The sequence below is a fragment of the Azospirillum formosense genome, from assembly GCF_013340925.1.
GTDB lineage: Bacteria > Pseudomonadota > Alphaproteobacteria > Azospirillales > Azospirillaceae > Azospirillum > Azospirillum formosense.
In genome coordinates, this window is sequence record NZ_WHOR01000003.1 from 20,793 (window position 1) to 44,865 (window position 24,073).

Consider the following 24,073-nt stretch of genomic DNA (forward strand, 5'->3'; position numbering starts at 1 on the left):
CGGGGAAGCAGGGACCTGATCAGAACCCCTGGAACCAAACGATTCCAGGGGACTGTCTGTCATGAGGGCGGAAAAGCCCTGGTCAGTTGAGATGCAACCAGTTGCCTGAGGCCGCGCCATTTATGGCTGCTGCCGGTTTCCACGGCCGTTCAGCGTGCTCTGACAACGGTGAGGAAGGCGGGGTTGTCGAGGGCTTGGTCAATGGCCGCCTGCATGCTGTTGTTGGCCAGTTTGCTCAACTCATCAACCGAGCCGAAGACGCCGGTTGCGAACGGGTTTCCCGTGTCCTCGCGGTTGTCTTCCACGACTTTGCTGTAGACCGGCTGGCCCGTGTTCTTATTCAGAACCGCGACGCGGAACCGCGCGTGCGCCTCCTTGCGGACCAACTGACTGCAATCGAGCTTCTCGACCGTGATGTCCAGACCGTAGCTCCCGCCATCGGTCGAGGCGAGAAGGCCGCGCGCGTTGAGAGCGTCCTCGAAAGCCTTGTGGACCACGTCCTTGACGGGGCCTGACGCTTCGATGGTCTTCAAGGCGTTGCCATAACCGCCGCGGATGGCGCCCAGATGCTTGCCGGTGTACTTGCGCGCGTCGGTGACGGTGAGCACCTCGACATCCGGCTTCGCCAAGGGCGGTTTCTGGACGGCGGCCGGACTGTAGGTCATCGGCACCTGATGGGTCGAGCATGCGCCCAGCAAACTTGCTGCCATCAGAGCCCCCAACGCGGCCTTTCGCATCCCTGCGGTTCCTTCGGTTCGTGAATCGGCCTTTGCATGCGTGTTCGCGCGCGCTGTTGCCACTTGGACGAGCATATACGTGAAGAAAAGGGAGGGAAAAACTAAAATCTTAAGTATGGGCATTGACGGAAACCACCCGAAAAGGAAGTATGCCGCAGCTTCGCCACACCGAAAAGGACCGGCCTGTGCGCAATATTCTGGCGGCTGCCGCCATTCTCCTTCTGGCCGCCTGCCAGACCCGGCCGATCACGACGACCCAGGAGCACCCTGTGCCCCCTGGGGCGCAGGCCCTGCCGCTGAACGCCATCGAACTCGCCATCGTCGAAGCCGGCGCCCGGCGCGGCTGGCGTTTCCAGCACCTTGCGGATGGACAGGTCCGCGCCACCTACACCAAGTGGCCGTGGGTGGCCGAGGCCGATGTGCTGTTCTCGAACCGGAGCTACCGCATCCAGTATGTCAGCGCCAAGAACATGGAGCGCAGCAACGACGGGGTGGAACGGGCCTACAACCGCTGGGTCGGCAACCTCGAACGCGACATTGCGGCCAGGCTGGACCAGATCGCCGCCCGCCGCTGAGTTCGGTCGCTTGACGTTGCGCCGGCAACAGGGGTAGGAGGTCGCTTCTCCGACCGGCAAGCCTCATGGAGACGGCATGAGCATCCGGACCTGCGCCATCATCCCCAGCCACAACCACCACACGGCGCTCGGCGGAATCGTCGCGGCGCTGCGGGGGCATGGGCTGGAGGTCATCCTGATCGATGACGGCAGCGGCGAGCCGGCCCGCACCGCGATCGCGGCGCTGCACGCCCCTGCGGACGGAGTCGAGGTGCTGCGGCTTGAGGTGAACCGGGGCAAGGGCGGCGCCGTCATGGCCGGTCTCCGGCGCGCTCATGAGCGCGGCTTCACCCACGCGGTGCAGGTGGACGCCGACGGGCAGCATGACCTTGCGGCCGTCGCCGACCTCCTGTCCACCGCGGCGGCGCATCCCGATGCGCTGGTCAGCGGCCGGCCGGTCTATGACCACTCCGTCCCCCGCTCGCGGCTGATCGCGCGCTGGGCCACCCATGTGTGGATTTGGGTGGAGACGCTGTCGCTGCGGGTGAAGGACAGCATGTGCGGCTTCCGCGTCTACCCGCTGGCCCCCACCATGGCGGTGCTGGACAGCGAGCGGATCGGCACCCGCATGGACTTCGACCCGGAGATCGTCGTCCGCCTGTTCTGGCGCGGCGTTCCGCTGATCCACATCCCCGTGCGGGTGATCTATCCCGAGGGAAACACCTCCAACTTCAATCTCCTGCGGGACAACCTGCTGCTGACGCGCATGCACACGCGCCTCGTGCTGACCATGCTGCTGCGGCTGCCCGCGGTGCTGCGCAACCGTCCGCCGAAAACGGGAGCCGAGGCGCACTGGTCGACCGTGGGGGAGCGGGGCGCCTGGTGGGGCATGAGGCTGGTGACGCTGGTCTACCGGTTGCTCGGCCGGCCGGGCTGCATCGCGCTCCTGTGGCCTGTGGTCAGCTACTTCTACGCGACCAACGCCGCGGGGCGGCGGCATTCGCTGGACTTCCTGGCGCAAGCCAACGCGGCGAAAGGCCGGCCCGCGCCTTCCTGGCGGGACGGGCTGCGCCACCACATGAGCTTCGCCGTCAAGGCGCTCGACACCTTCATCGCCTGGGCTGCCCCGGAGCGCACCGGTCCCATCGCCGTCGACGGCGCGGAGCCGCTGGGCCGTCTCGCCGCGGAGGGGCGGGGGGCGCTGCTGATCGTTTCGCATCTGGGCAACGCGGAGTTGTCGCGTGCCTGCCTGGGGACCCGGTTCGAGAAGGACATCAACGTGCTGCTGCACACGCGGCACGCCGTCCGCTACAACCGGATGATCCGCTCCGTCCGTCCCGACGCCGCGGACCACACCATACAGGTCACCGACATCGGCCCGCAGACCGCCATCGATCTCAAGGAGAGGGTGGAGCGTGGCGAGTGGATCGCCATCGCCGGAGACCGCACTCCGGTGGAGTTCAACGGCCGGGTCAGCCGGGTTCCGTTCCTCGGCCGGGAAGCCGCCTTCTCGCAGGGACCCTACGTGCTGGCGGCGTTGATGGGCTGCCCGGTCTACCTCCTGTTCTGCCTGCGCGAGGGACAGGGCCACCGCGTCACCTTCGAGCCCTTCGCCGAGCGCATCGATTTGCCCCGCCGCGGGAAGGACGAGGCGCTCGCCGCGCTCGCCGCGCGCTATGCCGCAAGGCTGGAACACCATTGCCTGCGAGACCCGTTGCAATGGTACAACTTCTTCGACTTCTGGGCCGACCCGAAGGCCGGACAGCGGTGAGACCTCCCCACGCAATGATACAGCCTAAGATGGAGTCGCGGAGGGCGGAGCGCACACAGTATGCGACCCTCGTCCTGCACGGCCCGGCTTTCCTTCCATGACGCATCGTTCCTCGTCCGGTCAGTCCTCGGCGTGGCCGATGCCGACGTTCGGCGATTGGCCGGCCGGGGAGCACGAGCACCATGCGGTGGTGGTCGGCGCCGGGATCGGCGGCTTGTCGGCGGCGGCGACGCTGGCGGCGCGCGGGCTGAAGGTGCTGGTGGTGGAGGCGCACGACCGGCCGGGGGGCTACTGCTCCTCCTGGCTGCGCAAGGTCCGCGGCCGGGACGGTTCGGTGGGGCGCTACGTCTTCGACGCCGGGGTGCAGGATTTCAGCGGGCTGGGACCGCGCGGTCCGCTGCGGCGGCTGCTGGACGGCCTGGGTGTGGCGCAGCGCATGGATTGGCGCCGGGTCCGCCACCGCTATGTGCAGGACGGACTGTGCCTGGATGTGCCGGACCAGCCGGCGGATCTGGTGACGCGCCTCCAGGCGCTGTTCCCGCAAGAGGCTCCGGGGATCGCCGCCTTCTTCGCGGAGATGGGGCGCGTCTACGCCGATCTCTACGCCGATGTGGACGAGACCGGCGGCGTGCCGATGCCGCCCGCCACGCTGGAGGAGATGCGGTCCTGGACCGCCCGCCGGCCCGATGCGTGGCATTGGATGCACCGTCCCTACGCCGAGATGCTGGACGCCCATCTGCGCGACCCGCGGCTGAAGGCCCTGCTGACCACCATCAGCGAGTACGTCACCGACCGCCCCGAGCTGCTGCCCGTGCGTGAGATGGCACCGCTGTTCGGCTACTATCTGGAAGGCGGCTGGTACCCGGCCGGCGGCTCCCAGCGGTTGGCGGAGCTGCTGTGCGCGGTGGTGCGGGAGCAGGGCGGCGCCGTCCATCTGCGCACCCGCGCCGAACGCATCCTGACCGAGGACGGCCGGGCCGCGGGCATCGCCACCGCCGACGGGACGGTGCATCGGGCGCCGCTGGTGCTGGCCAATTCCGACGTGGTCGGCACCTTGACGCGGCTGGTGGATCCGGCCCTGCTGCCCAGGCGCTACGCCCAGCGTGTGAAGGGTCTGAAGCGCGGCCCCACGGCGGTGCTGGTCAGCCTCGCGGTTGAGGGCGTCCCGGACCTGCCGGCCCGCGTGTTCGTCGGGGCGGACGGCCTGCATTTCGGAATCGGCAACCCGAGCGCGGTCGATCCGTCCCTGGCCCCGGAGGGCCACGCCGCCGTCACCATGCTCTGCCTGCGGCCCGAACCGGAGGCCGCGGAGTGGTTCGCCGCCGACAAGGCCGCCAACCGCCGGCGCAAGGAAGCCTTCGCCGACCGTCTGGTCAGCGCGGCGGAGAGCGTGCTTCCCGGACTGCGGGGGCGCATCCTCTACCGCCAGACGGCCAGCCCGACGACCTTCACCCGCTACGCGCTCGCCGACAATGGCGCCATCTACGGCGCCGCCCGCGGCCAATGGTGCCCGCCGAACAAGACGCCGCTGCCGGGGCTCATGCTGGTCGGCGCCGGCTGCCAAAGCGGTCCCGGCGTCGAGGCGGTGGTGATCTCCGGCGTGAGCGCGGCGAACCTGGCGACGGGGATCCCGGCGGAGGCCGAGGCGGCGGAGTAGGCTTGCCCGCCTACCCGCGCCGGAACACCAGCGACGTGTTGATGCCGCCGAAGGCGAAATTGTTGGACATCAGGAATTCGGCGTCGATCCGCCGGCCCTCGCCCATGATGTAGTCCAGCTCGGCGCAGCGTTCGTCCACATTCTCCAGGTTGGCGGTGGGGGCGAACCAGCCCTCGCGCATCATCTCGATGCCCAGCCACGCCTCCAGGGCGCCGCAGGCGCCCAATGAATGGCCGAAATAGCTTTTCAGGGAATGGATGGGCGCGCGCGGGCCGAAGACGGCGTGGGTCGCGGCGGTCTCGGCGATGTCGCCCCATTCGGTGGCGGTGCCGTGGCCGTTGACGAAGCCGATGGCGTCCGCCGACACCCCGGCGTCCTCCAAGGCCAGGCGCAGGGCGATCTCCATGGTCCCGGCCTGCGGCTGGGTGACGTGGTTGCCGTCGGAGTTGCAGGCGAAGCCGACGATCTCCGCGTGGATGTTGGCGCCGCGGGCGAGAGCGCGCTCGCGTTCCTCCAGGACCAGGGTGGTGGCGCCTTCGCCGATCACCAGCCCGTCGCGGTCGCGGTCGTAGGGGCGCGGGCTGGTGTGCGGGCGGTCGTTGCGGGTGGAGGTGGCGAACAGCGTGTCGAAGACCGCCGATTCGGTCACGTCCAGCTCCTCGGCGCCACCGGCGATCATGGCGTCGGCCTTGCCCCACTTGATCGCCTCGTAGGCGTAGCCGATGGCTTGGCTGCCGGAGGTGCAGGCGCTGCTGGTCGGGATGATGCGGCCGGTCACGCCGTAGTACAGCCCGATGTTCACCGCCGCCGTGTGGCTCATCATCTGGATGTAGCTGGTGGCGTTGAGCGTCTTCGACGCGCCCTGGGTCATCAGCTCGGCGAAGGCGATCACCGGGGCGGGGCTGCCGAACGACGATCCGTAGGCGATGCCCACGCGCCCGCCGCGGACGAACGGGTCGTTCAGCAGCGCCGCGTCGTTCAGCGCCTTCTCGGTGGCGTAGACCGCCATCCGGGAGACCGGCCCCATGGTCCGCGTTTTCTTGCGCGGGTAGCGGTCGTCCACCGAGAAGCCGGTCACCGGGGCGGCGAGGCGCGTGTTGATTCCGTGGAAGCGGTCCCACTCCGCCATGGTGCGGACGGCGGTTTCGCCCTTCGCCATGCGGGCGCGGATGGTCGGCCAGTCCTCGCCCAGCGCGCTCACCCCGCCCATGCCCGTGACGACAACCCTGCGCATCACACCATACCCCCGTTCACCGCGATCACCTGCCGCGTCACGTACGCCGCCCCGTCGGAGCACAGGAAGGACACCACCGCCGCCACCTCCTCCGGTTGGCCGGCGCGGCGCATGGGGACCAGCTTCAGGGCTTCCTCCATGGGCAGCCCGTCGGTCATCTGCGTCTCGATGATGCCGGGCGCCACGCAGTTCACCGTGATGTTCCGCTTCGCCAGCTCGATCGCCAGCGCCTTGGTGGCTCCGATGATGCCCGCCTTCGCGGCGCTGTAGTTGACCTGCCCGCGGTTGCCGATCAGCCCCGACACCGACGACAGCGTCACGATCCGTCCGCCCCTGCGGGCCGAGACCATCGGCATCACCAGCGGCTTCAGCACGTTGTAGAAGCCGTCGAGGTTGGTGTTGAGGACCGAATCCCAATCGTCGTCCGCCATGGCCGGGAAGGCGGCGTCGCGGGCGATGCCGGCGTTCAGGACGGCGCCCCAGTAAGGGCCGTGCGCCTCCATGTCGGCCTCCAGCGCGGCGCGGGCGGCGTCGCGGTCAGCGATGTCGAAGCCGAGCAGCCGGCCCTCGCCGCCGGCCTTGCGGACGTCGGCTAGCGTCGCCTCGCCGCCGGCCGCGTCGCGGCCGTAATGCACCACCACGGCGAAACCGTCGGCGGCCAGCCGTTCCGCGACCGCGCGGCCGATGCCCTTGCTGGCGCCGGTGACCAGGATCGTCTTCTTCATGGTTTGACCTGTACCCCTTGACTGGCGAGCAGCGCGGCCGTGTCCTCGGGCTGGTAGACGGTGAGCTGCGCCTTCGCCAGCTCCTCCCCGGTGCCCGCGCGCGTCACCACACAATCGAAAGACCCGATGTTCTCGTCCCGGAAGACCGGCGCCACCGACACCTCCAGCCGCTCGCCGACGGCGAACCAGGGGACGGAGGCGCGGAAGTCGCGCGTGCCCAGCAGCAGCCCGAGGCGGACGTCGCCGCCGGCCTCCCTGGCTTCGGCGCCGACCTGGGCGCCGCAGGTCTGCGCCATCCACTCCACGGCGACATGGGCCGGGGCGCCGCGCCCCGCCACCACGAAGGGCGCCCCCTCCCGCACGGTCAGCGCCGACACGAAGCGGCCGTCCACCCGTCCGACCGCCTCGTCCAGCAGGATCATCGGGCGTGCGTGCGGCAGCAGATCCTCGATGGGCCACGGACACGCGCTCATCGCCATTCCCCCCGGCCCAGCACCAGGGCCACGTTGCTGCCGCCGAACGCGAAGGAGTTGCTGAGCATCGCCGCCGGCCCGGCGGGAAGCCCGCCGGAGAAGGTGGCGCCGGGGCCGATCAGGTTCAGCGGCGGGATTTCCGGGTCGGGCGCACCGTCCCACAGATGCGGGGGCAGCCGGCCGTCCGGGTTGTGGGCCGGGTTCAGCGTCAGCCAGAGGAACGCCGCCTCGCAGGCCCCGGCGGCGCCCAGCGTGTGGCCGGTCATCGCCTTGGTGGAACTGCACGGGGTCGCGCCGCCGAACAGCGCGTGCACCGCCTTGCCCTCCATGGAATCGTTCAGCGCCGTCGCGGTGCCGTGCAGGTTGACGTAGGCGATGTCCGCCGGCGTCAGCCCGGCGTCGTCCAGCGCCGCCCGCATGGCGGCGAGGGCGCCGTGGCCCTCCGGGTCGGGGGCGCTGACATGGTGCGCGTCGGAGCTTTCGCCCACGCCCAGCAGCCGCACCGCGGCGTCCTCCGCGGTCAGCAGGAAGACCGCCGCCGCCTCGCCGATGTTGATGCCGTCGCGATTGGCGCTGAAGGGGTTGCAGAGGCCCGCCGACACCGCCTCCAGCGCGCTGAAGCCGCCGAGCGTGGTGCCGCACAGCGTGTCGGCGCCACCGACGACAGCGGCGTCGCACAACCCGGCGCGGATCAGCCGCCGGGCGGATGCGAACACCTTGCCGCTGGAGGAGCAGGCCGTCGCCACCGTGTAGGCCGGCCCCGGCAGGTCGAGCGCGCGCGCCGCGAACTCCGCTGGTCCGCCGGTGGCAAGCTGGTCGTAATGGAACGGACCCGTCCACGCGCCGTCGCGGCGCATCGCCGCGAAGCCGGCCTCCGCCTCGGCCATGCCCGAGGTGCTGGTGCCGATGATCACGGCGATCCGGTGCCGGCCGTGGCGTGCTGCCGCCGTTTCGACGGCGTCGCGGATCTGCTCCAGGGCCAGCAACAGCAGGCGGTTGTTGCGGCAGTCGTAGGTCTCCAGCCCCGCCGGCACCGGCGGCAGCGGCGCGTCCACCGAACCGACATGCACCGCGCGGCCGGGCACGAAGCCGGAGCGTGGGCGCAGGCCGTCGCGGGTGCCGGCGAACAAGGCGTCGGCGACCGCGCCCGCCCCGGTTCCGATGGGGGTGGCGAGGCCCAGGGCGGCAAGTGCGAGCGGGCGGCTCATCGCGCCGCCGCCGTGGAGGCCGCCGTGGATGCCGCCGTGGATGCCGCCATCGACTGCACCTCGATCTCGTAGCCCCAGGCGAGGTTGGCGTAGCGCAGCGTGCCGGTCCACGGCGCGCCGTCGGCCCAGCTGCGTTCGGCGTGCAGCACCTCCTTGCCGCCGATGCGCACGCTGCGCCGGTGCGCGTCGGCGCTCAGCGTGCCGCCCGCGGGGGCGAGCGCCTGCCGCACGACCGCCTCGGGCCAGTACAGCACGACGATGTCGGCCAGCATGCTGCCCGGCCGCAGGGCCGGAGGCAGCCAGGGGGCGGTCTCCACCTCCAGCCCGGCATCGCTCCAGGTGACGGTCATGGCGCGGCGGCCCAGGCTGTCCACCCCGACCAGCAGGAAGCGCTCCGGCGTGACGCTGATCCGGCCCTCGAAGACGAAGGTCTGCCCGTCGCGGCTGGCGGTGATGAGCTGCGCCGCCTCGACGCTCTGCCCGAGATCGGAGGGGCGCGGCAGGGCGAGCGGCTCGCCGGGGGCGAGCAGCGGCGTGCTTGGGTCCGCCGGGGCGCTGCCGGGCACGGAGGCGCACGCTCCGAGCAGGAACAGGAGCGCGACCCACCCCTTATGCATGGTCATGACGTGAGGCGATTTCCCAGAAGCGAATCTGACGTAGAGCATACACCAATCAGAGTAGCCGCGCATTGTTTGTGGTTTCATTATGGCGTGTGCCGCGCGCGGCCAGCGGTGCGAAAAGAAAGGCAATGGAGATTCCGACCAGCATGGTCACGCCGAAGCTGTGCACCGCCGGAACGGCGCTGAAGGCCAGCATTCCAAAAGACAGCAGGGTCGTCAGCGTCGCCAGCCACACCGCCAGCATGGTCACCGGCTGCTGCTCCACGCCGCTCTCCGCGCAGAAGACGGCGTAGTCCACGCCGATGGACAGGATCAGCACCAGTGCCATGGCATGGAAGAAAGTGAAGTCCTGGCCCATCAGCCCCACCGCCGCCGGCGCCAGGATGAGCGCCGCCGCGGGCGGCAGCAGCGCCCACAGCCCCCCTCGCCAGCCGTAGCGCCACATCAGCACGGGCAGCATCAGCAACCCCGCCAGCCCGGTCAGCAGCAGCGCCCGGTGCCGGTACTTGGCGAGCAGCGCCGAGAAGTCCGCCGTCGGATTGACCAGCCGGACGCCGGCCGTGCCGGCCACCGCGGCGCGCACGGCGTCCGCATCGTTCAGGCCCTGCAAGGCTACCACGTGCAGCCCCGGCCCGAGCACGAGGTCGCGCAGGAACGGCACGCTGTCCGCCGCCAGCGCATCGCCCAGAGTCAGCACCCCCTCCGGCGCCTTGCTGTTCGGCCCCTTATCATTCGGATCGGCCGGCGGCAGGCCGAGGCTGGCGCGCTGCGCCGCCAGCAGCGGACCGTCGAGCGCCCTGGCGACCAGCGCGCGGTTTTCCCGCTGCGTCCGGGCGGACGGCACGAAGGCGGCCGGCATCTGGTAGCCGGCGATGCTTCCCTTCGCCTTCAGCCCGGCCAGCGTGGCGGCGAGGTTCTCCTGCAGCCGCAGCGCCGCCTCGTCGTCCGCGGCCTGCACCAGCAGGAACTGCGCGGCGGTGGTGGCGCCGATCAACCGTTGGATCTCGTCCTGCTCGTGCCTCAGCTCCGCCGAGACCGCCTGCAACCGCCGGACGTCGTCGTCCGCCGACAGCCGCGCCAGCCCGACCGCTCCGGCCAGCGCGCAGCCCAGCACAAGAACGAGGCGCACGCCGCGCCAGCGCCGCGCCTCCCAGAAGCTCCACAGGCCCGCCGCGGCGCGCAGCATCCAGGCGCCGTGCGTCAACCGTCCCGCCCGGTCGAGCGCCGGCAGCCACAGCACCACCGTCAGGAAGGCGCCCACCAACCCGATGATCGAGAAGGCGGCGATCTGCCGGAGCCCCGGAAAGGGTGCCAGCATCAGCGCCGCGTAGCCGATCAACGTGGTGACCAGCCCCAGCGCGATGCCCGGCAGCACGTGGCGCAGCCGGTCGCGCGGGCTTCCCGACAAGGGGTCGAACAGGCTGGCGCTGTAATGCAGGCTGTAGTCCACGGCCACCCCGATCAGGCTGGACCCGAACAGCAGCGCCGCCACATGCAGTTCGCCGAACAGCAGCAGGCTGCCGCACAGGCCGACCGTCATCCCGACGCCCAGGGCCAGCAGATTGTGCAGCAGCGGCCCCGGCCGGCGGAACGCCAGCCCCACCAGCAGCATGGTGCCCGACAACGACAGCGTGCCGAGCGTGGACGCCTCGGTGATCGCGGTCTTGGAGCCGGCATGCGCGAAGAACACGGCGCCCAGCCGCTTCACCGTGACGCCCGGCATGTCCCGAACGGCGGCGTCGAAGGCGCCGACCAGCCGGTCCTGCAAGTCCAATTCGAACGGCTCGCCGGCGAGCACGGCGCTGACCAGCACCCAGGTCGTGCCGTCCTCGGTGACGCTGAGCATGCCCTCGTCGGGGGTGAGGCGCGACAGCGGGAAGGGCAGGTTGGTGAGGAAGGAGGGCAGCAGCAGGAACGGGTCGGTGCGCAGCAGCCCGGCGTCCACGAGCCCGGCGAAGCCGAACGCCTGGGAAAGCGCGCGGGTGGCGATCTCCTCCCCCTTGCCGGCCGCCAGCAGCGCCCGGTCGCCATCGCTGAGCAGGCTTTGGCGATGGGGGAAGTAGAGAGCCCCCAGCCGCTTCAGCCGGTCGACGTCGATGCCCTCGCCGATCTGTTCCACCTGCCCCGTGGCCAGGAGGGCGTCGCCAAGCGCTGTCGCCGCCTTGCGGGCGGTTTCGCGGTCGGCGTGGCCGACCAGCGCCAGCACCCGGCGACCCAGCGCCTTGGTCACCGCGTCGTTGGCGCGCTGCAGGACGGGGTCCTGCTCCTCGCGCGGCAGCAGGGCCAGCAGATCGGTGCGGAAGCCCAGCCCGTCGTGGAGGCGCAGGGCGAGATAGCCGCTGGCCAGCAGGACGAGCGCGAGCCAGAACAGCGCCCCCAGCCGTCTCACGGACGGCTCGCCGATGCCAGCAGCGCCGCCTCGTCCGCCGTCGTCGGCTCCGCCTTCAGGACTTGGTCGCGGAAGGTCAGGCGGTCGCGGTCGCCGTCGGGCTTGACGATCTCCACCTCGTCCACGAAGCGCCCGCCGCGGACGTCGATGGCGCGGATCGGCATGGTCGGGTCGTCGGCCCGGCGCGGCGTCAGGTGGAGGGTCCAGGCGTCGGCGCCGCCCCCGCGCTCCACCGCGAACATGTCTTCCAGCGCCTTCCAGTCTCCGGTCAGCGCGCCGCCCAGCATGGTGTAGAGCTTCGACATGAAGGGCAGGCGCGCGGCGGGCAGGCGCATGGTCTCGTTGCCCTTCACCTCCTGAACAAGACCGGCGGGGCTCATGACGGTGGTGACGGCGAAGGGGGTTTCGGTGTGCCAGATCAGCCCGCGGCCGGGCGCCAGGGCAAAGCGGCCCTCGCTCTTCAGCGGCGCCTGGAAGCCCTTGAGGAAACGCTCCTGCACGAAGGCGCCGCGCAGCACCTGCCCCTCGCTCAACGTCTCGGCGGCCAGTGCCGGGAAGGCGGCCAGCAGCGCCAGGAGGAAGACGACGATGCGCGTCACAGCAGAGCCCTCACCTTGTCCGTGAACACCGCGGGGCATTCGAAGCACAGCTCCGCCCCGTCCTCCTTCACCGCGAGCTGCACGGTGCGCGCCTTGGTCAGCAATTCGCCGCTCGGCTCGTCGTGGATGCGGTAGTCGATGCGGATGCGGTTCTCATACTCGACCAGCGTGGCCGTGATCCGGATCGACTGGCCGAAGCGGATCGGCCGCACGTACTTCACGTGGAGGTCGACGATGGGGAACACGTATCCCGACGACGCCATCTCCGGATAGTTGTAGCCGATGCGGTCGAGCAGCGCGCAGCGCGCCTGCTCAAGATACCGGGCGTAGTTGCCGTGCCAGACCACCTGCATGGGGTCCAGGTCGTAGAACTGCGCGCGGGTGCTGACCTCTGCCGAAATCATGGGGCGGTCCCCTCCACGCCGATGGAGCCGGAGGACAGCGTCGCGTCCCCGCAGCGGTACTCGAAGGACAGGCGCCGCCGTGCCGGGGCGTGGCGCAACGCCAGCGTCACCAGCGTGTCCGGAACGGTGACGCGCCGAAACTTCACCTGGAACGACTGCGCCGACTCGATCCCGAGCCCGAGATGCGTGTTGGCGAACATCACCGCCCAATCGATCTGCGCGACACCCGGCACGATCGGCATGCCGGGGAAATGACCATCGAGCTGCGCAAGGTCCCCAGGGATGAAGAGGTCCAGTTCCACCCCGTCGGCAAGCGGCCGGACGGCGCGGACGTCGGGGGCGGTCGGCCGATGTGTGGCGATCTCAGATAGGGCGATCTCAGGCAGGGCGATCTCAGGCAGGGTGATCTCAGGCAGGGCGCTCTCCTCGAACAGGGCGGCGATGTCGGCATGCCGACGTTTGCCCAGCGCGCCATCCGGCAAACGGCTCACGAAACGCCAGCGGCGCGGCAGGCCGGCGGGCTCCTGAACGGCGGACAACTCCCGCCGCAGCAGGCGGCCGAAGCGGAAGGCGCCGAGGTCCGCCAGGCGCGCCCCGCCCTCGGCGCTCGGCACCACGACGGCACAGAGCTGCTCCAGCGTCAAAACAGCGGCGTCGGCCACCAGGGGGGACCGGCGCAGCTGCGCCTCCACCTCGGGCAGGCTGACGCGCTTGCCCTCCACCTTCGCGATCCGGTCGGCGCGGCCGAGGACGCGGAAGCCGCCGTCCTCGGCCATCTCCACGAGGTCCGAGCCGACATGCTCCCCACCCTCGACATGCGTCGCCCCGACCCGCAGGCGACCGTCCGGGGTGCGGCCGGCAACGACGCCGGGCAGCGGGCGCCAGGACGGATCACCGGCCTCGCGGCGGCGGTGGGCGATGGCTCCGGTTTCGGTGCTGCCGAAGATCTCGGTGACCGGCGTGCCTAAGAGGGCCGCCGCCTCGCGCGCAGCGGGCTCCGGAAGCGGGGCTCCGGCCGACAGCACCAGCGCCGGACGCCGCGACGGCGGCAGCGGCGCGATGCCGGCCAGCCGGGTCAGGTGCGCCGGGCTGGTGACCAGCACGGACCCCGCGTCGAGCGCGGCCAGCGCGGTCTCCCACAACTCGTGCATGGCGCTGGCGAAGGGGCGGCCGGTGACCAGCGGCCACAGCAGGCGGAAGTTCAGACCGTAGACGTGCTGGTGGGGGACCGTGGCGTGCACGCGAGCGGTTGGCCCGGCGAGCCGTCCGAGCACGGCCTCGGTCGCCAGCGCTTCAGCCTCCAGCATGCCGAGGGTGCGAACCACCCGCTTCGGCTCGCCGGTCGAGCCGGAGGTGAAGAAGGTCAAAGGCGTCTCGGGGTCGAGCGGCGACAACGTCATGCTCTCCCAGCCCGGCCGCAGGTCGCCGCCGACCGGCACGGCCCCGTCCGCGGTCAGGGCGGCCAGCGTTCCCGGCTGGGCGTTGGGCGGTATCGTCACCTCGGCGCCGGCGTGCAGCAGCGCCAACAACCCCACCGCTCCCCAGTAACCGTCCGCCGCGACCAGAAGCCCGCGCCGGCACCCCTTCAGCCGTGCCGCGTTGCCGGCCACGTCGGCGCGGAAGCGGGCGAAGGTGACGCCGTCGGCAACCGGCGCGTCGTCCGGCCGCCCCACGGCGAACAGACGGGAAAGCGGGATGGCGGTCATGCCCCGGCGTGCCTCCGGCGCATGGAGCGGCGGACCAGAAATTCGCCGCCGAACAACAGGCCCATGACGATGTAGGCGACGAGCCCGGTCCACAGCGCCCACGCCTCGTCGCTGCCCCACAGGGCCAGAGCGCCGGCGACGGCGGCGTTCGACACCAGCCAGACCGTCCACACCACGGTGACGGTGCGGCAGTAGGCCTGACCGGCCGGCGGCAGGTCGGGCTCATGGAGGCGGGCGAACCGCTCGACGAGGCTGGGCGGGCGCAGCAGCGAGGCGCCGAACACCGCCGCGGTGCCGAGGCTGAGCGCGACCGGATAGGCCTTGGCCGCCAGCGCGCCATCGAGCGCGGCGAGCCCGCCGACCACGGCCGCCGCCACCGCCAGCGGCAGGCGCCAGACCCGCGCCGCAGGCGAGGAGCAAATGGCGAAGCGCGCGCCGATCAGCGCCAGGGCCACCGCCACGAAGGCCAGCGGCGGCACCAGAGCCCGCCCGCCATAGACCAGCACGGGATAGAGGGCTCCGGCGACGACCAGGGCCGCGATGCCGAAGGGGATCGGCCTATTCCTGGAGGAGGGCATGCACACGGTCGAGAACATCGCCGACCGTGCGGACGCTCTTGAACTCCTCGGGCTTGAACTTGCGGCCGGTCAGTTCCTGCAGCTTCACCACGAGGTCGACCGCGTCGATGCTGTCGAGGTCGAGATCCTCGAACAGCCGCGCCTCGCGGGAAATCTTCTCGGGCGGCACCTCGAACATGTCTTCGAGATAGCTCTGCAGACGTGCGTAAATCTCATCCGGCGTCAGCATGGCCCTTACTCCGCACGCTGGGATTGAATGAAGCGGGCGAGGGAGCGCACGTTGGCGAAGTGCTGCTTCACGTCGTCGGTCACGGATTCGATCTTGATGCCGTAAGCCTTGCGCAGCGCGACACCCAATTCCAAAGCGTCGATGGAATCGAGGCCCAGCCCGTCGTTGAAGAGCGGTTCCTCGCTGTCAATCTCTTCTGGGGCAATGTCTTCCAGCTTGAGCGCGTCAACAATCAAGGTCTTCAACTCACGTTCAAGCTTTTCCATCGGCCAACCGTTCCGCAAAATAATCCTCGAGGCTGCGCACCAACTTCCTGGCCGCCAGCGAGCGGTACTGATAGCCGAGCAACCCCGTAACGTCCAGACGATCCCCTACCATGACGCGAAAAATCGGTCGGCGCGGCGGGATCATCCACCATTTTTCGCCCTTAATGAGCGTGGGCGGATCGCAGGTTATCGTGACCGGTTGCACCTCGGCTTCCAGCAGGGTCGCCAGATTGGCGAATCCGCGGCGGAAGCGGATCGGCTCGCCGGGAACGGTGCGCGTGCCTTCGGGGAAGATGATGATCCCGTCACCCGCTTCCAGCGCGGCGCGGCAGGCGTCGAGCAGCGCCTCGGGGTCGAGGTCGTTGCGGATGTAGCCGGCGCCGCGCACCATGCCGCCCAGCCAGCGGCTCTCCCACAACTCCTTCTTCACGATGCACTGGGCGCGCGGCATCAGCGCCATCAGAAGCACCACGTCGAGCAGCGAGGGGTGGTTCGCCACCACCAGCTTGCCACGCCCGTCGCGCAGGCGCTCGGCGCCCTCGACCTTCAGGTCGATGACGCGCAGCACGCGCAGCATGCGGATGTAGAAGCGGAAAATGAGATGGACGAGGTGTTGGCAGCGCCGGCGCCGCACCGCGCCCGCCGGGCTGGTCAGCGCCACCAGCGGGAAAACGGTGGGCGCCAGGATCGCGCCGCCACCGAACAGGAAGGCGAAGGCGAAGCCGGTGGCCGCGCGCCGCCACAGACGGTCCAGACAGCTAGTCGGCACGGTGCCACACCCAGTCGAGCCGCGCCCCGCGCGAGGTTGCCTGGGATGCTCCCGACAGCAGGAAGTGCAGGAAATCCAGCGCCGTGGACTCCGCAGGCGGCTCGCCGTCCGACGGCGCGCACCGCAGTGCGAGTTCTTCGCCCTCTCCATCCGCGGGGCCGAGCACCAGGGCAACCGCCAGCGGCAGGGCTTCGTCGGCGGCGGTGCGGAACGGTGCGTAGTCCTCCGGCATCGGCGCGTCGGCGTAGAGCAGCAGCACCGGCTCCGCGGGGGTTTCGATCACGCTGGCGGCGGCCTCCAGGAGTCCGAAGCCGAAGCTGTCGGGACCGGCGGCAATCGCCGTGTGGCCGCGGCGATTGCCGGTGTGGATGGACAGCAACCCGACCAGGCCGTGATGAACGGACAAGCTGAACTCGGCCGGCGATGGCAGTTCGCCCTGCCGCAGCGAATCGATGATGCCGACGGTCCGCGCCAGTTCCCCGTGGCCGGAGGCGAGGACGTAGCGCGCCGTGTGCGCCGCGTCGCCGCAGGCCAGCGCGGCGGCGATCAGCTTCTGCCCGATGGGCGAGGTGCGACGGCGCAGCATCATGGGGAGCGCCGGCGGCGGGGCGTCGTCGGGCATGGCGGACGCACCCGCCCAGGCCTGCCACGCGGCCCGAGTGCTGCGGTCCGGTGCCCAGGCACACCAGCCGCGGATGGCGACACGCAGGGTCTCAGTCATGGTGCGGGCCGGGCTCAGTGTTTGGCTTGGCGCAGGCGCCGTTCGATCTCGTCTTCCAACGCGCGCACCAACTTGTTGTAAGCGTGATGAACGGTTTCACCATGCTCCCGCAGGTTGGTCGTGGACACGTGATCGATGGTGTAACTTTCCTGCGAATACCGGATTTCAACGACCGCCTCGTGGTCCTTCCATGCCTTCGTCGCCAGAATCTCACCGGGCGCCTTCCACTCCGCGGACCAGCCGCGGTCGGTCGCCGCCTCCATGATCGTCCGCTGGAGGGCCGCGGCGGGCAGGTCGCGCGATGCCGCCGGGATGGGGTGGTCGGTTACCCTGTAGATGGGTTGCCGGCGGCTGCAGCCGCCGAGCACGGCGACCGTCGCCAGAATCAGGAAAAGCGCGCGGATACCGGTCTTCAAAGTCATGTCCTGCCGTTTCCGGACGCCGTGGGGGCGAGTCGGGACCCTATCATGACAGGGTCACGTTGTGGATAGAGGCCTGCATCAATTCTGCGGTGCGGTGGCCGGCGTGGGCAGGCGGTTGCCGGTCTTGCCGTCGATGGCCGGCTTGGGAGGGCGTGGGGCGGCCACCGCCCGGGGCGGGGGGCAGCCGCGGTGCTGCCTGGTCATCAGGGCCGGGCATGCCTGGGCGCGCGCGTCGGCGCCGCTTGGCAGGGCGCGCCGTGTGTCGGACACCCATGCGGCCACGTCCTGAGTCACCCGGTCGCCGTCCAGCGTGCGCATCAGCAGGTGCCGCCCTTTGGGATAGAGCGCAATGCGCGTGTCCGGCGGCAGAGACCTGGCCAATGCCGCCACCCCGTCGCGCGGCACATGCACATCCAGGTCGCCCAGCATCAGAAGCACCGGAACGCTCACCTTGCGCGCCTCGAAGCGGGCGTCGTGCATCAGGTCGACGATGCCGGCCAGCGTCTGGAAGCGCGTCCGATGGATGATCAGAGGGTCCTCGCGCATGCGCCGCAGCACCATGGGATCGTCGGTGGAGGGGGTGGCCACCCGAAGCGGCGGCACCGTCATGTCCGGCACCAGCGAGCCGAGGATCATGGCGGCATCCAGCGTCACCGTCGCCCGAAAGCCGGTGCCCCAGACCGCCGGAGCGGACAGAACGATGCCGGACAGCAGTCCCCGCTCCGCCCGCGCCGCCGCCAGAACGACGACCGCACCGCCCATGCTTTCGCCAAGCAGATAGACGGGCACGCCGGGATGGCGCTCGCGCACCAGCCTGGACAGCGCGACGACATCGTCGGCCATGCGCTCGCCGCCGTACCAATGACCGCGCTCCATGGCCTTTCCGAAGCCACGCTGGTCGACGGCGTAGGTGGTGATGCCGGCCCCCGCCCACAGCCGCGCCGGCCGGTCGAACGCAAGCCCGTAATCGTTCATGCCGTGGACGGCAACGATCACCGCGCGCAGCTCGCTCTCCGCCGGCCACGTGTGAAGCGGTATCGGCGTGCCGTCATCGGCGATCATTGCCTCGCCCGTCAGCACCGGCGTAGCGGTCACGGCTGGCGATGGGGACGGCGGATCAGCGGTGCAGGCGCCGGTCAGCGCCGCCGCTGCAAAGGCCACGGCCAGCAACAGCCGACGCCGCATCGCTCGCTCCTCGTCTTCCGTATCCGTCCAGGCATCGCTGCGGCCGCAAGGCCCATGACGGCCGCTCTACTTGGCACCCAATTTGACGACGGTTCCCTTGAGCGCCACGCCGGCCATGATATTGCCAGCGCCGCACATGTATTCCGTGGTGCTGTTTGTTTCCGTGTTCTTGTAGTTGCTTTTGATGTTGATCACCGCATCGCCGCCCTGTTTGCGGGCGCGCTCCTGAAGCTCCAGAACGGCGCTGAGGAAGACCCACTCGCAGGCTTCCTGGTCGGACTTGTTGAAGGCGTTGGTCTTCTTGTTGGTCGCCCATTCGCCGAGGTTGGCGACGGGCTTGGGGTGCTTCTGCTCACCGAAATACAGCCTCACGCCCCTGTCCAACTTATCCTGAGCTGCGGCTGTGTTGAGGGCAGCCCCCACCGGGAACATGAGGCGCTCATCGCGGGCCAGTGCCGGAAAATTAGCAGTGATGATTGTGGCAATCAGCGTTAATGCGGCGGTGCGGTTCACGAATCCTCTCAGGGTAGGAGCTTTCCATAGGGTGCTCTATCTTAAGAAGAGCCTCGGGCTATGCAACCGCTTTCAAAGGGTTCCGGTTGGCAAGCGCACCGGCCCGGGCCAATTGCCGCAACCCATGCGAGGAAACCAAGCGGATTCGAGCGGTCGTCCCAACAGCCTGACGAGAGGGATGATGAGGAAGCCGAGGCGGCGATCGGGTCTTCGCCGTGTGCGCAAACGCCTCAGGGGCCGTCGTCGGGCGGTTCAGTCTGCCGCAAAGGCGATGGGTTGTCCGAAACGGTCCTTTCGGGAATGGAGGATGGTTCTCCGGCGTGGCCTTAAGGACCGGCCGGTGAGGTGGTTCGCACGGGCCGCCCCTCGATGGGGTAGGCGGGGTCGTTGTAACCGGGAGACGAGGGATGTCCGGTCGTCACCAGCCGGTCGATCAGCGCCTCGTCCTCGGCGGTGAAGGCGTAATCCAGCGCGCCGAGGTAAGCGCGCCATTGCTCTTCCGTGCGCGGCCCGGCGATCGGAGCGGTCACAAGGCGGTTGTTGAGCACCCAGGCAACGGCGAATTGGCCAGCCGTGATCCCGCGCGACTCGGCATGGCTCTTGATCTCCTGGGCGATTTCCAGACTTTCCGGGCGCCATTCCGTGTTCATCATGCGCCGGTCCTTGCGGCCGGCGCGGGTGTCGGCGGGCGGCTCATCCCCAAGGCGATATTTACCGGTGAGCACGCCGCGGGCGAGCGGGCTGTAGGGGACCACGCCCAAACCGTAGTGGCCGCAGGCGGGCAGGATCTCGACCTCGGGCATGCGGTTGAGGGCGTTGTAGTAGGGCTGGCAGGCCACCGGCCGGTCAATGCCCAGATGGTCGCAGAGGCGGCAGATCTCGGCGATGCGCCAGGACCGGAAGTTCGACACGCCGAACGCGCGGATCTTGCCGCTGCGGATCAGGTCGCCCAGCGTGGCAACGGTCTCCTCCAGTGGGGTGTCGGGGTCCTCGCGATGCAGGTAGTACAGGTCGATCCAATCCGTGCCCAGGCGCCGAAGGCTCGCGTCGCACGCCACGGTCAGCCGACGCCGCGAGAGGCCCCGCTGGTTCGGGCCCGGTCCCGTGGGATTGCCGACCTTGGTCGCCACCACCCAGCGCTCGCGCTCGCTCCTCACGGCGCGGCCGACGACTTCCTCCGACCGGCCTTCGTTGTAGACGTCGGCGGTGTCGATGAAGTTGATCCCGGCCTCCGCGGCGTGCGCGATGATGCGCACCGCCGTCGGCTCGTCGGTGGGGCCGCCGAACATCATGGCGCCAAGGCACAGCGGCGACACCTTCACACCACTGCGGCCGAGCTTGCGGTAGTTCATCCTTGCCACCCTCCCGTTGAGCTGTTTTGGCCGGCTCGGTCCATCATCCTGACTGCGAGGGATGCGAGTTGCCATGGAAATGGCTTGCCGGGACGCTGACGGAGTCTGAAGCCCACGGTTGGCGAGACGGCCGTTTCGTGCAAACCAGACCCCCGTGCAAACCAGACCCCCGTGCAAACCAGACCCCGTTGGGATCGAACCACACATGAAAGGCCGGAGCCAGCATCGAAGAGAGGGATACCGCCGATGAAAGGCAGAGGCGAACGGCCCCTCATCGGCGGCCGGCGATCCGGTCATGCATCCGGCATGAAGCCGTCCCGGTTCTGCCTCATGTCCGCCTTCCTGCTCAACACACTCCAACTCAAGGGTGGAGGAGTTTCAGGGGAACAGGTCACAATCCCCTTCGGCCACACGGTGAACGGCCGGGAAGTGCTTCTGGTCCGAAGACCTGCTTTTGGCGCACGTGACCTGTCCTGAACGGCCCGATCAGCCGTTCATGCGGGCCAGCACTCGATCGACCATGACCCCGGACTGTCCGAGGTAATTGGCCGGATCGCAGAGTCTGGCCAGTTCGGCACGGCTGAGGCAGGCGCTGATCTCCGGCGTTTCGGCCAGCAGGTCGAGCAGCGGCCGGTTCTGGCGCACCGCCTCGCGGCAGAGGTCGTAGACCAGGTCGTGGGCGTATTCGCGGCCGATGTGGCGGCCGAGCCCCATCATCACCGCCTCGGACGCCACCAGCCCGTTGGTCATCTCCAGGTTCGCGCGCATCCGTTCGGCGTCCACCTCCAGCCCGCTCACCACGAACCGCGCCTGTTTCAGGGCGCCGGCCAGCAGGCAGAAGGCCTCCGGCAGGACGATCCACTCGATCTCCCACGGGCCGGTCGACCGTTCGTGGTCGGCCACCATCGCGTCGAGCAGGGCCGCCGTGTGCTGGCGCAGCACGGAGATCGACGCGTGGATGTAGCAGCTGGAGATCGGGTTGCGCTTCTGCGGCATGGTGCTGCTCGACCCGCGGCCATGGGCGAAGGGCTCGTAGACCTCGCCGACCTCCGTCTGCATCATCAGCTTCACGTCCATCGACAGCTTGCCGAGCGTGCCGCCGACCAGGCCCAGGAAGCAGCCGACCTCGGCGATGGTGTCGCGGATGGTGTGCCAGGCGATCACCGGCTGGGCGAGGCCCAACTCCTCCATCAGCCCGGCCTGGGTCTCCATGGCGCCATGCTCCAGGGAGGCCAACGTGCCGGACGCTCCGGCGAATTCGCCCATCAGCACGCGCGGACGGAGCTGCGCCAGCCGCTCCCGATGGCGTTCGACCGCCGACAGCAGCCCGGCCATCTTGTAGCCGAAGGTCACCGGCACCGCCTGCTGCAGGTTGCTGCGGCCGATCATCGGCGTGTCCCGGTGGCGCTTGGCGAGGGTCGCCAGGGCTGCCGACAGGCCCGCGAGATCCTCGTCCACGAGGGCCAGCGCCTCGCGCATCTGCAGGACCGTGGCGGTGTCGGTGATGTCCTGCGTGGTGGCGCCCCAGTGGCAATATTCGCCGAGCCGGTCGCGGCACAGCGCGTTGAGCTGCGAGACGACGCCCAGCACGGGGTAGCCGATGCGCTCTGTCTGCGCCTTCAGCGTCGCCATGTCGATCTTGTCGAGGGAGCAGTTGGCGACGATCTCGTCGGCGGCCTCCTGCGGGATGATGCCCAGGCGGCCCTGGACGCGGGCGAGTGCGGCCTCGATGTCCAGGTATTTGCGGGTTCGGTTCTCGTCCGACCAGACGGCGCGCATGGCCGGGGTGCTGAAGATGTCGCCGAAGATGGCGGAGTCGATGATCGTGGACGGCATGGTGCTGCTCCTCCCAGAAAATGTCGTTCCGTTCGCGGCGCGGCTCAGACCGCCTTCGCGTCGCGCAGCCGTGCGATGTCGCCGGGCGCGTAGCCCAGCTCGGCAAGGATGCGGTCGGTGTGCTGGCCGAGCGCCGGAACCGGGTCCATGCGCGCATCCCCGTTGCTTGCCATGCCCGGCGGCAGCAGGGCCGGCACCGGCCCGTTCTGGGTCTCCACCGTGCGCCATCGGTCGCGGGCCGCCAGTTGCGGGTGGTCCCAGACGTCCTGCATGGCGTTGGCCTGGGCGTTGGCGATGGCGGCCTGCTCCAGCCGGGCGACCACCTGCTCGGCGGTCAGGCCGGCGAAGGCCGCCACGATGATCCCGCGCAACTCGTCGCGCGCCGCGTTGCGGCGGGAGTTGCTGGAGAAGCGCTCCTCCCGCGCCAGCTCGGGGCGTTGCAGCACCGTCTCGCAGAAGGCCGCCCATTCGCGCTCGTTCTGCAGGCCGAGCAGCACCGTCTTGCCGTCGCCGGCCGGAAACGGGCCGTAGGGGTAGATGGTGGCGTGGCTGGCACCGGTGCGGGCCGGCGGCGGCGCGCCGTCGAAGGCGTAATAGAGCGGGTAGCTCATCCACTCCACCAGCGATTCCAGCATGGAGACGTCGATGCGGCAGCCGCGCCCCGTCTGCCGGCGTTGCAGGAGCGCGGCCAGGATGTTGCTATAGGCGTACATACCGGCGGAGATGTCGGCGATGGACGGGCCGGCCTTGGCGGGCGTCTCCGGCGTGCCGGTCACCGAGAGGAAGCCGGACTCGCCCTGGATCAGCAGGTCGTAGGCCTTCTTGTCCCGGTAGGGACCGTCGTCGCCGTAGCCGGAGATGTCGCAGACGATGATCCCCGGCTTCCCGGCGGACAGCGCCTCGTAGGACAGGCCGAGGCGGGCCGCGGCGCCGGGCGCGAGGTTCTGCACCACCACGTCGGCCTGCTCGCGGATCAGGCGCTTGAGGATCGCCTGCGCCTCCGGGTGCTTGACGTCGAGCGTCAGGCTTTCCTTCGAGCGGTTGGTCCACACGAAGTGCGAGGCGACGCCGCGCACCCGCTCGTCGTAGCCGCGGGCGAAGTCGCCGACGCCGGGACGCTCCACCTTGATGACGCGGGCGCCGAGGTCGGCGAGCTGCCGCGTCGCGAAGGGGGCGGCGATGGCGTGTTCCAGGGTGACGACGGTGATTCCAGACAGCGGTTTCATAGGGGGCGTCCTCACGTCAGGACCGCGGTGGCGTCCATGGTCAGCCAGCCTTCATGGTCCTTGGCCCACAGGTGGACCGTCTTGCCATCGGCCAGCGGCCTGCCGCACACCGAGAAGGGGTTGATGTCGAAGGTCGGCCGCACCGCCTTGAAGCGGAAGGAGGCGACCTCGGCTTCCGGCAGCCGGTGGCGCAGCAGGTCGAGCAGCAGGGTGGCGATCAGCGGGCCGTGCACGATCAGCCCCGGATACCCCTCCACCTCCGTCACGTAGCGCCGGTCGTAGTGGATGCGGTGGCCGTTGAAGGTCAGCGCCGAGTAGCGGAACAGCAGCACGTCGTCGGGAACCCAGCGCGTCTCCCAGGCCGCGTCCGCCGGCGCCGGCTGCGGTTCCGGCGGCGCATCGTCCGGATTGGCCGCCTCGCGGTAGACGATGTCGTGGAACTCGGTCAGCGCGACGGCGGTCTCGCCGGCGCGGCGGACCTCGTGGCGGACCTTGACGAAGACCAGCGGGCCGGTGCGCCCGGATTTCTCGGTCACGTCATGGATGGTCGAGGTCCGGGTCAGGGCGTCGCCGACGCGCAGGGGGCTGTGGAACTCGAATTGGCTGCCGGCCCACATCCGGCGGGGCAACGGCACCGGGGGCAGGAAGCCGCCGCGCTTGGCATGCCCGTCCGGCCCGATCTCCGACTGGCGGTGCAGCGGCAGGAAGTACAGCCAGTGCCACAGCGGCGGGAGCGGGGTGCCGGCGGCGGGGCGCTCGGCGGGCCGGTCCAGCGTGGCCGACAGCGCGGCGTAGGGGGTCGGGGTGACGGTGTCGGACACGGTCTCGCTCCGGCCGATCCAGTCCTTCGCGCTTGTGGCGGAAACGGTCATGGGGGAGGCGGTCATGGTGGCGTCCTC

The 24,073-nt window shown here is 69.9% G+C and carries 25 protein-coding genes; 3 read left to right on the forward strand and 22 right to left on the reverse strand.

The window, feature by feature from the left end; genetic code table 11:
• Positions 1-149: 149 nt before the first annotated feature.
• The gene (locus GBZ26_RS00955; RefSeq protein WP_174437183.1) at positions 150-737 is read right to left on the reverse strand and encodes a YajG family lipoprotein; all 588 of its coding nucleotides are present in this window, start codon (positions 735-737) and stop codon (positions 150-152) included.
• A gap of 149 nt (positions 738-886) precedes the next feature.
• Between GBZ26_RS00955 and GBZ26_RS00960 the strand changes: the two genes are divergently transcribed.
• From GBZ26_RS00960 to GBZ26_RS00970, 3 genes are all read left to right on the forward strand, one after another.
• Positions 887-1,312, forward strand: coding sequence for a hypothetical protein (locus GBZ26_RS00960; RefSeq protein WP_174437184.1), 426 nt, complete (start codon positions 887-889; stop codon positions 1,310-1,312).
• Between the two features lie 76 nt (positions 1,313-1,388).
• Positions 1,389-3,062: a glycosyltransferase family 2 protein gene (locus tag GBZ26_RS00965; protein WP_174437185.1), complete on the forward strand. Its 1,674-nt coding sequence runs from the start codon at positions 1,389-1,391 to the stop codon at positions 3,060-3,062.
• Between the two features lie 139 nt (positions 3,063-3,201).
• Positions 3,202-4,719, forward strand: coding sequence for a phytoene desaturase family protein (locus GBZ26_RS00970; protein ID WP_174437186.1), 1,518 nt, complete (start codon positions 3,202-3,204; stop codon positions 4,717-4,719).
• Positions 4,720-4,729: 10 nt separating this feature from the next.
• On the opposite strand, the gene GBZ26_RS00975 is transcribed toward GBZ26_RS00970, so the two are convergent.
• The 21 genes from GBZ26_RS00975 to GBZ26_RS01075 all read right to left on the reverse strand — a co-directional run bounded on the left by GBZ26_RS00975 (position 4,730) and on the right by GBZ26_RS01075 (position 24,061).
• Positions 4,730-5,953 carry a beta-ketoacyl-ACP synthase gene (locus GBZ26_RS00975; RefSeq protein WP_174437187.1) on the reverse strand — a complete coding sequence of 408 codons (1,224 nt, stop codon included), beginning with the start codon at positions 5,951-5,953 and terminating at the stop codon, positions 4,730-4,732.
• Positions 5,953-6,678 (reverse strand): 3-ketoacyl-ACP reductase FabG2, encoded by a 726-nt coding sequence (locus GBZ26_RS00980; RefSeq protein ID WP_174437188.1) that lies wholly within the window; start codon positions 6,676-6,678, stop codon positions 5,953-5,955. Before GBZ26_RS00980 ends, GBZ26_RS00975 begins: the two co-directional genes overlap by 1 nt.
• Positions 6,675-7,151, reverse strand: a complete 477-nt coding sequence (locus tag GBZ26_RS00985; protein ID WP_174437189.1) for a hotdog family protein — start codon at positions 7,149-7,151, stop codon at positions 6,675-6,677. The genes GBZ26_RS00980 and GBZ26_RS00985 overlap by 4 nt, the downstream gene beginning before the upstream one ends.
• Complete coding sequence (locus tag GBZ26_RS00990; protein ID WP_174437190.1) at positions 7,148-8,359, reverse strand: beta-ketoacyl-[acyl-carrier-protein] synthase family protein; 1,212 nt, start codon at positions 8,357-8,359, stop codon at positions 7,148-7,150. Before GBZ26_RS00990 ends, GBZ26_RS00985 begins: the two co-directional genes overlap by 4 nt.
• On the reverse strand, positions 8,356-8,982 hold the full coding sequence (locus GBZ26_RS00995) for a DUF3261 domain-containing protein (RefSeq protein WP_174437191.1): 627 nt from the start codon (positions 8,980-8,982) through the stop codon (positions 8,356-8,358). The genes GBZ26_RS00990 and GBZ26_RS00995 overlap by 4 nt, the downstream gene beginning before the upstream one ends.
• A gap of 49 nt (positions 8,983-9,031) precedes the next feature.
• On the reverse strand, positions 9,032-11,368 hold the full coding sequence (locus GBZ26_RS01000; protein WP_174437192.1) for an MMPL family transporter: 2,337 nt from the start codon (positions 11,366-11,368) through the stop codon (positions 9,032-9,034).
• A complete protein-coding gene (locus GBZ26_RS01005) occupies positions 11,365-11,967 on the reverse strand; it encodes a LolA-related protein (RefSeq protein ID WP_174437193.1) in 603 nt (200 codons plus the stop codon). Before GBZ26_RS01005 ends, GBZ26_RS01000 begins: the two co-directional genes overlap by 4 nt.
• Positions 11,964-12,371: an acyl-CoA thioesterase gene (locus tag GBZ26_RS01010; protein WP_038529199.1), complete on the reverse strand. Its 408-nt coding sequence runs from the start codon at positions 12,369-12,371 to the stop codon at positions 11,964-11,966. The genes GBZ26_RS01005 and GBZ26_RS01010 overlap by 4 nt, the downstream gene beginning before the upstream one ends.
• Positions 12,368-14,077, reverse strand: coding sequence for an ApeI family dehydratase (locus GBZ26_RS01015; protein ID WP_174437194.1), 1,710 nt, complete (start codon positions 14,075-14,077; stop codon positions 12,368-12,370). Before GBZ26_RS01015 ends, GBZ26_RS01010 begins: the two co-directional genes overlap by 4 nt.
• On the reverse strand, positions 14,074-14,655 hold the full coding sequence (locus GBZ26_RS01020; RefSeq protein WP_174437195.1) for a COG4648 family protein: 582 nt from the start codon (positions 14,653-14,655) through the stop codon (positions 14,074-14,076). Before GBZ26_RS01020 ends, GBZ26_RS01015 begins: the two co-directional genes overlap by 4 nt.
• Positions 14,636-14,884, reverse strand: coding sequence for an acyl carrier protein (locus tag GBZ26_RS01025; RefSeq protein WP_104675341.1), 249 nt, complete (start codon positions 14,882-14,884; stop codon positions 14,636-14,638). The genes GBZ26_RS01020 and GBZ26_RS01025 overlap by 20 nt, the downstream gene beginning before the upstream one ends.
• Positions 14,885-14,889: 5 nt before the next feature.
• Positions 14,890-15,150, reverse strand: a complete 261-nt coding sequence (locus GBZ26_RS01030; RefSeq protein WP_014239598.1) for a phosphopantetheine-binding protein — start codon at positions 15,148-15,150, stop codon at positions 14,890-14,892.
• Positions 15,137-15,919 (reverse strand): 1-acyl-sn-glycerol-3-phosphate acyltransferase, encoded by a 783-nt coding sequence (locus GBZ26_RS01035; RefSeq protein ID WP_174437196.1) that lies wholly within the window; start codon positions 15,917-15,919, stop codon positions 15,137-15,139. The genes GBZ26_RS01030 and GBZ26_RS01035 overlap by 14 nt, the downstream gene beginning before the upstream one ends.
• Positions 15,909-16,640 carry a beta-ketoacyl synthase chain length factor gene (locus tag GBZ26_RS01040; RefSeq protein ID WP_174437197.1) on the reverse strand — a complete coding sequence of 244 codons (732 nt, stop codon included), beginning with the start codon at positions 16,638-16,640 and terminating at the stop codon, positions 15,909-15,911. The genes GBZ26_RS01035 and GBZ26_RS01040 overlap by 11 nt, the downstream gene beginning before the upstream one ends.
• Positions 16,641-16,654: 14 nt before the next feature.
• Positions 16,655-17,062 (reverse strand): hypothetical protein, encoded by a 408-nt coding sequence (locus GBZ26_RS01045; RefSeq protein WP_174437198.1) that lies wholly within the window; start codon positions 17,060-17,062, stop codon positions 16,655-16,657.
• A 78-nt stretch (positions 17,063-17,140) separates the two neighbouring features.
• Entirely contained in the window at positions 17,141-18,247 is a 1,107-nt protein-coding gene (locus GBZ26_RS01050; protein ID WP_174437199.1) for an alpha/beta fold hydrolase, read from the reverse strand.
• A gap of 66 nt (positions 18,248-18,313) precedes the next feature.
• Positions 18,314-18,760, reverse strand: coding sequence for an excinuclease ABC subunit A (locus GBZ26_RS01055; protein ID WP_174437200.1), 447 nt, complete (start codon positions 18,758-18,760; stop codon positions 18,314-18,316).
• A gap of 326 nt (positions 18,761-19,086) precedes the next feature.
• Positions 19,087-20,112: an aldo/keto reductase gene (locus GBZ26_RS01060; RefSeq protein ID WP_174437201.1), complete on the reverse strand. Its 1,026-nt coding sequence runs from the start codon at positions 20,110-20,112 to the stop codon at positions 19,087-19,089.
• 486 nt (positions 20,113-20,598) lie between these two features.
• The gene (gene pcaB, locus GBZ26_RS01065; RefSeq protein WP_174437202.1) at positions 20,599-21,948 is read right to left on the reverse strand and encodes a 3-carboxy-cis,cis-muconate cycloisomerase; all 1,350 of its coding nucleotides are present in this window, start codon (positions 21,946-21,948) and stop codon (positions 20,599-20,601) included.
• A gap of 44 nt (positions 21,949-21,992) precedes the next feature.
• Positions 21,993-23,174, reverse strand: coding sequence for a CaiB/BaiF CoA transferase family protein (locus GBZ26_RS01070; protein WP_174437203.1), 1,182 nt, complete (start codon positions 23,172-23,174; stop codon positions 21,993-21,995).
• A gap of 11 nt (positions 23,175-23,185) precedes the next feature.
• Complete coding sequence (locus GBZ26_RS01075) at positions 23,186-24,061, reverse strand: HTD2 family dehydratase (RefSeq protein ID WP_174437204.1); 876 nt, start codon at positions 24,059-24,061, stop codon at positions 23,186-23,188.
• Between the last annotated feature and the right edge of the window lie 12 nt (positions 24,062-24,073).